The organism is Thiohalocapsa sp. (genome assembly GCF_019695415.1).
GTDB lineage: Bacteria > Pseudomonadota > Gammaproteobacteria > Chromatiales > Chromatiaceae > Thiohalocapsa.
In genome coordinates this window covers 10,554-11,944 of record NZ_JAIFKJ010000256.1, presented here as the reverse complement: position 1 = coordinate 11,944, position 1,391 = coordinate 10,554, and the positions used below count along the sequence as shown (strand labels likewise).

Annotated in this window: 1 protein-coding gene and 1 pseudogene; both read right to left on the bottom strand. The window is 70.1% G+C overall.

Going from position 1 to position 1,391, the window contains the following annotated elements; all coding sequences use genetic code 11:
* Positions 1 to 542 (bottom strand): annotated as a pseudogene (locus I6U14_RS07275) (V-type ATP synthase subunit A); the annotation flags it as partial.
* 254 nt (positions 543 to 796) lie between these two features.
* The coding region (locus I6U14_RS07270) for a hypothetical protein (protein WP_296898097.1) at positions 797 to 1,391 on the bottom strand (595 nt) is incomplete at its 5' end.

Below are 1,391 nucleotides of genomic sequence, written 5' to 3'. Positions count from 1 at the left end.
GTGTCCACGGTGACGCTGCCCTCGCGGATCCAGGTGACCTCCACCTCGCCGCGCTGGTCGAAGGGCACCATGATCTTGTGCGTGAAGGCGCCTTCCTGCACGGTGCCGAGCACGCCGCCGGCCGTGAGTCGGGCACCGGTCTGCACCGCCGGTGCAAAGGACCACTTCTTGCCCAGATCCAATGCCGGCATCTCTACGCCGCGGGGTAGGAAGGTGCCGTGGCGCACGGCCAAGCTCTCCAGCGGATTCTGTAGGCCGTCGTAGACGGAGCCGAGCAGGCCGGGGCCGAGCGTCACCGAGAGCAGATCGCCGCTCTGCACCACCGGGTCGCCGATGGAGACACCGGCGGTGTCCTCGAACACCTGAACATCGGCGAAGCGCCCGCGCACCCGCAGCACCTCGGCCTTGAGCCGCTCCTCGACGCCGCTCTCGGCCTCGCGCCTGGGCACGATGTAGACCACCTCGTTCTTCACCAGCGGCAGCGGCGCGCCATCGGCGCTGCCGCCCTCAATGGTAACCAGGGATTCCTGCACCGCGACCACGCGGGTCGGAGCGGATGCCGGGGCTGCCTGCGTCGTGCTTGCGGTGGTCTCGGCGGCGACGGCAGCCGATGTTGTGTCTGCCACGATCAGGATCCTCTTGGTGAGCCTAGTTCAAGTGCGCCGACGGCCGAGTAGGCTGGACAAGCGAAGCGCAGTCCACCCCTGGATTCCGCCGCAATGGGCACGGGCGGAACTCGCTGCGCTCATCCACCCGACGCACTCGAAGTGCCATGCCCTTTGCAAAGCATCCGGGATTAGCCGGCCAGGTCGAGGTCGACGCCTTCCAGCGCCGTCTCCAGCAGCGCATCGAAGCGTGTCAGCGCCGCATCTGCGTCGTAGTGGGTCCAGCGGGCCACCAGGTCCCAGCGGGTGACATAGACCACCACGGCCTCGAAATCGAATTCGTGCCCGGCGCCGATGCGCTCCAGGTGTGTCCAGACGGCGCCCAGCAGCAGCCGCTCCAGGCCCAGCGGGTCGCCGTCGTCCATGAGCCGCTTGGCCTCCGGCAGCCAGGGATACACCCGCTCCAGGCGGAAATGCGGCTCGCTCCAGTGGCGGGCGATGTGCGGCACCCAGCGCCCGAAGCCCCACTTGCGGCGGCCGGACGGCGCCGGCTCGCCGGCGCGGCGGCGGCGCAGCGCGGCGACGACCGTGCGCAGCTCCAGGCGCCAGGTGGCCAGGTCGCGGGTGAGGGTATTGTGGATCTGGGCGATCTCCTGCTCGGCTTGCTGCACCAGCGCCTCGTCGTCGACGTCGAAGCGTTGGCGGTGCCAGTCGGTCGCGGTGGCGAGCCGGGGCAGGTCTTCCCTGTCCTCGGGCCCCGGCCAGGCGGGTCGGTGGGGGAGCCCG